The organism is Nocardia carnea NBRC 14403, assembly GCF_000308515.1.
GTDB lineage: Bacteria > Actinomycetota > Actinomycetes > Mycobacteriales > Mycobacteriaceae > Nocardia > Nocardia carnea.
Genome location: NZ_BAFV01000031.1, coordinates 1 through 7,474, shown reverse-complemented (window position 1 = coordinate 7,474; position 7,474 = coordinate 1). Strand labels below are relative to the sequence as shown.

At 68.5% G+C, this 7,474-nt stretch carries 9 protein-coding genes; 5 read left to right on the top strand and 4 right to left on the bottom strand.

All coding sequences use genetic code 11. The features are described 5' to 3' along the window. Positions 1-1,770, bottom strand: a 1,770-nt coding sequence (locus ON22_RS11745; RefSeq protein WP_051157512.1) for an MMPL family transporter, incomplete at its 3' end; no start/stop codon positions are given. 86 nt (positions 1,771-1,856) lie between these two features. Here ON22_RS11745 and ON22_RS11740 point away from each other — a divergent pair. The 3 genes from ON22_RS11740 to ON22_RS11730 are packed head-to-tail and all read left to right on the top strand — an operon-like array spanning position 1,857 to position 3,395. After that, a complete protein-coding gene (locus ON22_RS11740; protein WP_033245543.1) occupies positions 1,857-2,387 on the top strand; it encodes a MarR family winged helix-turn-helix transcriptional regulator in 531 nt (176 codons plus the stop codon). Positions 2,388-2,433: 46 nt separating this feature from the next. Continuing rightward, entirely contained in the window at positions 2,434-2,763 is a 330-nt protein-coding gene (locus ON22_RS11735) for a hypothetical protein (protein ID WP_033245544.1), read from the top strand. Between the two features lie 5 nt (positions 2,764-2,768). Further along, positions 2,769-3,395, top strand: a complete 627-nt coding sequence (locus tag ON22_RS11730) for a UdgX family uracil-DNA binding protein (RefSeq protein ID WP_033245545.1) — start codon at positions 2,769-2,771, stop codon at positions 3,393-3,395. Between the two features lie 6 nt (positions 3,396-3,401). Here the strand turns inward: ON22_RS11730 and ON22_RS11725 are convergent, their stop codons facing one another. Continuing rightward, the gene (locus ON22_RS11725; RefSeq protein ID WP_033245546.1) at positions 3,402-4,982 is read right to left on the bottom strand and encodes a Na+/H+ antiporter; all 1,581 of its coding nucleotides are present in this window, start codon (positions 4,980-4,982) and stop codon (positions 3,402-3,404) included. A 144-nt stretch (positions 4,983-5,126) separates the two neighbouring features. Here ON22_RS11725 and lexA point away from each other — a divergent pair, with 144 nt between their 5' ends. Both lexA and ON22_RS11715 read left to right on the top strand, forming a co-directional pair. Further along, positions 5,127-5,774: a transcriptional repressor LexA gene (lexA, locus tag ON22_RS11720; protein ID WP_033245547.1), complete on the top strand. Its 648-nt coding sequence runs from the start codon at positions 5,127-5,129 to the stop codon at positions 5,772-5,774. Positions 5,775-5,815: 41 nt separating this feature from the next. Further along, positions 5,816-6,499 carry an NUDIX hydrolase gene (locus ON22_RS11715; RefSeq protein ID WP_269322827.1) on the top strand — a complete coding sequence of 228 codons (684 nt, stop codon included), beginning with the start codon at positions 5,816-5,818 and terminating at the stop codon, positions 6,497-6,499. Between the two features lie 16 nt (positions 6,500-6,515). Here the strand turns inward: ON22_RS11715 and ON22_RS11710 are convergent, their stop codons facing one another. Further along, positions 6,516-6,803, bottom strand: coding sequence for a hypothetical protein (locus ON22_RS11710; protein WP_197039696.1), 288 nt, complete (start codon positions 6,801-6,803; stop codon positions 6,516-6,518). Between the two features lie 54 nt (positions 6,804-6,857). Continuing rightward, on the bottom strand, positions 6,858-7,474 hold a 617-nt coding region (locus ON22_RS11705; RefSeq protein ID WP_051157510.1), incomplete at its 5' end, for a beta/alpha barrel domain-containing protein.

Here is a 7,474-nt window from a genome sequence, read left to right as displayed (position 1 = left end):
GGTCACCAGGAAGATGGTGTAGTCGACACCCAGCGCCACCAGGAAGAGGAAGGCGAACAGCGGTGTCGTGGTGTCCAATGCCGGGAAACCGAACAGATGGGTGCCGACCAGGCTGCCCAGCCCCAGAGCCGCGAGAGCGCTCAGCACGGTGACCGCGATCAGCAGAACGGCAGCGGGGACGGCCCGCAGCAACACCAGCAGCACCGCGAAGACCACCACCAGGATGAGTGGGATGACCAGGAACTGATCACTGCGAGCGGCATCGCGGGTATCGAGAGCCTGCGCGTCACTGCCGCCGACCAGCGCTTCCGCCGCGGGTACATCGGCCAACGCCGCGCGCATCTGCTCGATCGTGTCGAAGGCCTGCGCGGATTCCGGCGCGGCCTCGAGTGTGACCATCCACTGGTCGGTACCCGCATGACTACCGGCGGGGTTCACCGCCGAGATCGCCGGAACGGTCGACAAGGCTCCACGGACCTCATCGGCGGTGCCCTGGCGGGCCAGCACGATCGTCGGATCGGACGATCCCGACGGGAAATGCGCGGCCAAGGTATCGAAACCGTCGACCGATTCCGCCTCGACCCGGAATTGCTCGGTCTGCGACAACCCGATGGAGACCCCGAAGAGACCGGCACAGCAGCCGAGCAGGACCACGATCGCGGCCGATGAGACCGCCACCGGCCGGGCCACCACCCAGGTCGCGATCCGATGCCAGACGCCCCGCTCGGTGATGTCGTCCTCGCGCAACCGGGGAACGAACGGCCAGAACACGTTCCGGCCGCACAGTGCGAGCGCAGGTGGCAGTGCCACCAGAACGAACAGCACGGCGACCAACAGTCCGGCCGCGGCCATCAGCCCCAGCGACCGGGTATTCGGCAGCGTCGCCAGCAGCAGAGTGCACAGCGCGAGGACCACGGTGATATTGCTGGCCAGGATCGCCGGGCCGGCGCGGCGCACCGCTTCGTGCAGCGCCTGCCGGTGGTCGCGGTGGCGGTGCAGTTCGTCGCGATAACGGGAGATCAGCAGCAATGCGTAATTCGTTCCGGCGCCGAAGACGAGAACGCTGGTGATGCCCGAGGTGGAGCCGTCGAAACTCAGGCCCGTGAGCTTGGCCAGCGCGGTACCGACCCCGATGGCAGTCCGGTCGGCGATACCGATCACCAGCAGCGGGATCAGCCACAGCACCGGGGACCGGTAGGTGATGATCAGCAGCAGCGCGACCACCAATGCGGTGATCGCCAGCAGAGTGATGTCCGCGCCGGCGAACGAATCGGCGATATCGGCGCCGAATGCGGGACCGCCGGTGATCTGCATGGTCAGCCCGGGCGGGGTCTGCTGTGCCGCCACCTCACGGAGCCGGTCGATCTCCTCGGTGAGGGTTTCGCCGCTGAGTTCGGCCGAAACGCTCGCCCGGCCCAGCGCGGCCGCACCATCGGGCGAGGGGACGAGCCCGGGGCCGCCCGCCTCGGCACCCGCAACCTTGCCGACCGCCGTCTCGGCCGCCGCGAGGTCCGCTTCGGACAGGGGTCCGCCGTCGGCCCGGCTGATCACGATGATGACCGGCGCGTCCGCACCGCCGGGGAATTCGGCCACCGCGGCCTTCACCTGCGCGGATTCCGACGATTCCGGTAGCGAGGTCGGCGCCCGGCCGGCGTCGTCGTTGCTGCCGGCCCCGAGGATCGCCGCGCAGGCTGCCAGGACGACGGCGACGAGTAGCCACCACGAACGGCGGCCGGTGACCAGTGCGGCATAGCGCTCCCACGCATTCACCCGGCCGACTATTTCAGAAACTTAAATAATACGCAAAACCCCGACTACACTCGGTGCGCCGATCAGAACAGGGAGGACCCCCGAGCGTGACACCAGCAGGCGAAACGACCGATGTCGCGGCGCGCATCTCCGCCGAGACCGATATCGCCACCGATATCCGCGCGCTCACCGCGATCTCCGAGCAGGTCGCCCACCTCTTCGCTCGTTCACATGAGCTGCGCAGCACCGATTTCCGCGCCCTCATGCATATCGCCACCGCCGACGCCGAAGGGCGGCCGCTCACCGCGGGACGACTCCGCGAACTCATGGGGCTGTCCCCCGCCGCCATCACCTACCTGGTGGAACGGATGATCGCCTCCGGCCATATCGAGCGTGAGATCGACTCTCGCGACCGCCGGCGCGTCCTGCTGCACTACGCCGAACACGGTATGGCGGTGGCCGGCGAATTCTTCGGTCCCCTCGGTGTGCGCACCCGCACCGCCATGACAGCCCTGCCGACCGACGATCTGCGCGCCGCCCACCGCGTACTCCAGGCAGTGGTCGCCGCCATACGGGAACACCACACCACCCTGACCGAACAGCAGCCGACCGGCCGCCGAGAAGCGGCAGACAGCTGATTGTGACGGTAGCGGGCGGGTATACGCCACCGACAGGAGGTGTGTCATGCCGAAGGAATGGACAGGTCGACAGGAACGGCAATACGAGCACATCAAGGATTCGGAGCAGGACCGCGGCGCGGGTACGAAACGCGCGAAGGAGATCGCCGCGCGGACGGTCAACAAGAACCGGGCGCAATCCGGCCAGTCGAAAACCGCGAGCCGCTCGTCCACCCGGGATATCTCACCGCAGCGCCGCGGCGGGAAACGGTCGCACAGCAGCGGACCGAAGGGCCAGACCCGCGATCAGCTGTACAACGAGGCACGGCGCCGCGGGATACAAGGCCGCTCGAAGATGAGCAAGGACGAACTCGCCGACGCGCTGGGCCGGTCGTAACGGCGATGGGTACCGCAGCGAAACCCGTCGGTGCGGCCGAGTTCGTCCCCGCCGCCGCCGATCTGGATGCCGTCCGGGCGGCGGCTGCGGGCTGCCGCGGATGCGATCTGTACCGCAACGCCACCCAGACCGTTTTCGGCGAAGGTCCCGCGGACGCGCCGGTGGTCATGGTGGGTGAACAGCCCGGCGATCAGGAGGATACGCAGGGACAGCCGTTCGTCGGCCCGGCCGGGCAGCTGCTGGACCGGGCACTCGGCGAGGCGGGTTTCGATCGTGAGGCGGTGTACCTGACCAACGCGGTCAAACATTTCAAATTCGCCGAACGCGGTAAACGCCGCATCCACAAGCAGCCGAGTCGTACCGAGGTGGTGGCATGCTCGGCCTGGCTGGCGACCGAACTCGAACTGGTGGCACCGGAGCTGGTGGTATGCCTGGGCGCGGTCGCCGCCAAAGCGGTCCTCGGACCGTCCGCCACCGTCGGCGAACTCCGCGGGCAGGTGGTGCAGCGGCCGGATTACCGGATCACCGGCACCGTGCATCCCTCGTCGGTACTGCGCGCGGCCGACCGCAAGACCGCCTATGCGGATTTTCTCGACGATCTGGCGTATATCCGGGATGCCGCGCGGCAATGAAGCCGCTCAGCGAGCGGTTCCCAGATCCAGTCGCCGGGTGACCCGGTCCACCAGATCGGGCGGCATCCCCGGTTCGCGCCGCGCGGCCAGGGCTTCGCGCCGGCCCGCTTCGGCGAGTTCGGTCCTGATCCGTTTGACGGTGGCGGCCATTCGCGCCTCGCGTTCGGCCAGCGCCCGCGCCTCCTCGCCGGCGGCTTCGGGATCGGCCCGGGCCATCCGTTTGCGGACGCCTTCGCGTAGCCGTTCGTAGAGTTCGACGGGGATATCCTCGGATTCGGCGAGCTCCTCGAGTCGGGCCAATTCGGCGTCGACGACGCGTTTCCACAGGTGCCGTTCCAGCCGGCGTTCGGCGCGGGTATCGGCGTGCACACCGGTGAGCCGCACGATCAGCGGCAGCGTCGGCCCCTGCACGAGCAGGGTGAACAGCACCACCGCGAACGCTATGAACAGGATCTGGGTGCGGCCGGGGAAATCGGCACCCGCTTCGGTGGACAAGGGAATAGCCAGTACCAGCGCGACGGTCGCGACACCGCGCATACCGGTCCACCAGGTGACCACGGTTTCCCGCCAGGTGTAGGGCTCGTCGGCGTCTTCGTCGTGCCACCAGGAACCGCGCAGCCACCAGGTCACCGTCAGCCAGATGAGCCGCAGGACTACGACCACAGCCACCACAGCGGCGGCGACCGCAACCAACTGCGGCCATTCGTCGCCGGTGGCGGCGAGGACCGCGCTCAATTCGAGGCCGATGAGACCGAAGGCGAAACCACTGATCAGCAGCTCGGTGATATCCCAGAACGATTCACCCGCCATGCGATAGGCGGTATCGCCGAATTCGGTCGCCGCGTCGGTCAGGTACAGGGCGCACACCAGGACCGCCAGTACACCGGATCCGCCCCACGATTCGGCGAGCCCGTAGGCCGCGAACGGCAGCAGCAGGCTCAGCGCCACCTGCCAGCTCGCCTCGGCGAGGTATCGGGTGAGTTTGCTGCCCAGCATGCCGAGCAGCAGCCCGACGGCCACCGCTACCACCGCGGAGACGACGAATTCGAGGCCGGCGTGCGCGGCCGAGAAATGGCCCGTGACCACCGCCTCGATCGCGACCGTATAGATCACGATCGCGGTGACATCGTTGAACAGTCCTTCGCCGCCGAGCACGACCACCAGCCGCCGCGGAAGCCCGAGCCGTCCGGCCAAGGCGGTCGCGGCCACGGGATCCGGCGGCGCGACGACGGCCCCCAGCACAATGGCCGCGGCCAGCGGCAGACCGGGGTACCAGGCGTGGAACACCGCCGCGACCGCCGCCGCGGTGGCGATCACCAACCCCACCGCACGCAGCACGATCGGTTCCCAGTTCTCCGCGAACTGCCGCCAGGAGGTGCGGCGGGCGGCGGCGTAGAGCAGTGGTGGCAGCACCAGCGGCAGGATCAGTTCCGGCGGGATGCGGATCTCGGGGACGAACGGCAGCAGCGCCAGCACGCAGCCGAACAGCGTCATCAGCACCGCGGAGGCCACGCCGATCCGGCGGCCCAGGGCCTCGGCGAGGACCGCGGCGAACAGTAGCGTGAACGTCAGCACCAACTGGTCCATAACGGTCCAGTCTGCGATGTGCGGGGCGTCCCGCCGGTGCGCAATGCCGGGACGCGGCGAAATCGGCATCCAGGCGCGGAATTCCGGCCGGCAGTCGTTCGGGCACGCGTAATCGTTGTCGGTACCAGGTCATACGATGCTGCGGTGACCGAATACGACCACCTCGACACCTCCGTCCTGCCCGACCGTCAGCGCCGCATCCTCGCGGCCATTCAGGAGTGGGTGATCCGGCACGGTTATCCGCCGAGCACCCGTCAGCTCGGTGACGCGGTCGGTCTGCGGTCGGGCTCCTCGGTGTCCAGGCATCTGAAAAGCCTGGAGGAGAAGGGTTTCCTGCGCCGCGGTGACGGTATGGCGCGGCCGATGGATGTGCGGTTGTTCCTGAACACCGGGCAGGGCGGCGCGGCGGACCGGGAGGATGCCGTATCGGTGCCCGTGGTCGGCGATATCGCCGCGGGTACCCCGATCACCGCCGAGGAACATATCGACGATGTGCTGTCGCTGCCGCGGGAACTGGTCGGGCGGGGCACCGTATTCGGGCTGCGGGTGCGCGGGGATTCCATGGTGGAGGCCGCCATCTGCGACGGCGATATGGTGGTGGTGCGGCAACAACCCGAGGCGCAGTCCGGTGAGATCGTCGCCGCGATGCTGGACGGGGAGGCCACGGTGAAGGTGTATCGCCGGCGCGGCGGGCATATCTATCTCGAACCCCGCAACCCCGCCTATCCGGTCCTCGACGGTGACCACGCCGTGGTGCTGGGCAAGGTGGTTTCGGTGATGCGGCGGATGTGACGGCGCCGGAGGCGGCGGCCTGCGCTCCCCAGCGATGGGGCATGATCGAATTCATGGCCGCCGACCCGGGACCGCGGGTCCCCGACAGTATCGACGAGTTCCGCGCGCTCGCCCGCGCCCGGCTGAATACATTCGACCGCATCGCCGTTCCGGACGATCTGGCGACCAGGCGCGCAGCGGTGGCACTGTGCGTAGTGGACAACGGCGCCGGACCGGCGGTGATCGTCATCAAACGGGCCTACCGGGGCCGCAATGCCGGGCAGTGGGGTCTGCCCGGCGGCCGGGTGGAGCGTGGGGAAACCCTCGAACGGGCCGCCGCCCGCGAATTGCACGAAGAGCTCGGTCTCGTCGCCGACCCCGCCGATGTGCTCGGGGTTCTCGACGATTTCCCGGCCGCCTCCGGCTTCGCCATCACTCCGATCGTCACGACACTGAGCGATATCGCGGATCTGGATCCCAGCGCCGACGAAGTGCACTCCGTACATTTCGTGGACCTGCACAGTCTGGCCGCCGAAGGGACACCGCACTGGGTGCGCCGCGGTGACACCGATACTCCGGCGACCCCGGAGACCGGCCTATTGCAGATGCGATTGGCCCCCGATATGACCATCCACGCGCCGACGGGCGCGATGCTCTGGCAGTTCCGGGAGGTCGTCCTCCTCGGGCGGCGGTCCGCAGCGGCCCGGGTCGCGCATTTCCTGCAGCCCGATTGGACCCATCACTGACCAGCCGTAGGGCCGGTCACTCGCGGCGCCGGTCCCTGTCCGGTGCGGTTCCCGAACGCTCGCCCTCCGCGACTGTATCCGGACGCTCCTCGGCCAGCCGGTCGTCGAGGGATTCCCCCTCACGCTGTTCGCGGGGCGTGGTCGCATAGCGGTCGGCCGCAGACCAATCGTCGGGTGGGTCCATCCCTTCTTCCAGCGGGTCGGCCGCCAGTTCGTCCTCGTCCAGCTGTTCCTCGGTCGGTGGAACGCTCGCCCATTCGGAGACCTCGGCGGATTCCTGACCGGTGTCATCGGTTCCGTTCATGGTCGCCGGATTGCCCGGTGTTCCCGGTCGAAACACCTCCACCGCATTCCGGGCTCAGCCGGGGATCGTTCCGATGGCCCGCCCGGTTTCGCGGTCCTCGGCACCGCGGCCGCGCCGGCTACCGGTGTAGGCGGCCTCGCGGATCCGCTGCACCACCTGCGGTACCGGTTGTACGTTACCGGGATGGTTGAGCATCGGATCGAAGAAATCCGTCCGGTGTTCCTCCGGATCCGCCAGGCGTAAGGCCAGCTCACCGACCGTCCGCGGGTGCGAGCGAAAACCCGCCGCGGTGATCTCGAAATCGAACGGATGCTCGTGCAGATGCTGTTCGAGATCCCCGAGCGCGGCGCTGCCGGGTTGCGGCCCGACCGGATCGGCGAAGATCCAGCGCAGGCTCGAATCGGGGAAACGGTACGGCAGCAGCGATCCGTAACGGGCATGGGACCATCCGCGCGCGGGGGTCACCACGAATCGGCCCGCCATACCGCGGCCGGTGGTGGCGAGTGCGAAATCCCAGGGGTGTTCGTCGCGGGCGAGGACGCGGAAACCGAGGCCGAGAATATCCGGCACGGTGCCGGGTGTGCCGGTGCCCTTGGACAGGCGGGCGATCACCGCGCGATCACCGCTGCCGAACAGCTCCTCGAATTCGGGTTCGGCACGGAACCGCCCCG

Excerpts from the sequence above, each read along its gene's own strand:
- ON22_RS11735 (WP_033245544.1), top strand. The coding sequence starts at position 2,434 with ATGCCGAAGGAATGGACAGGTCGACAGGAACGGCAATACGAGCACATC.
- ON22_RS11730 (WP_033245545.1), top strand. The coding sequence starts at position 2,769 with ATGGGTACCGCAGCGAAACCCGTCGGTGCGGCCGAGTTCGTCCCCGCC.
- ON22_RS11725 (WP_033245546.1), bottom strand. The coding sequence starts at position 4,982 with ATGGACCAGTTGGTGCTGACGTTCACGCTACTGTTCGCCGCGGTCCTC.
- ON22_RS11715 (WP_269322827.1), top strand. The coding sequence starts at position 5,816 with ATGATCGAATTCATGGCCGCCGACCCGGGACCGCGGGTCCCCGACAGT.
- ON22_RS11710 (WP_197039696.1), bottom strand. The coding sequence starts at position 6,803 with ATGAACGGAACCGATGACACCGGTCAGGAATCCGCCGAGGTCTCCGAA.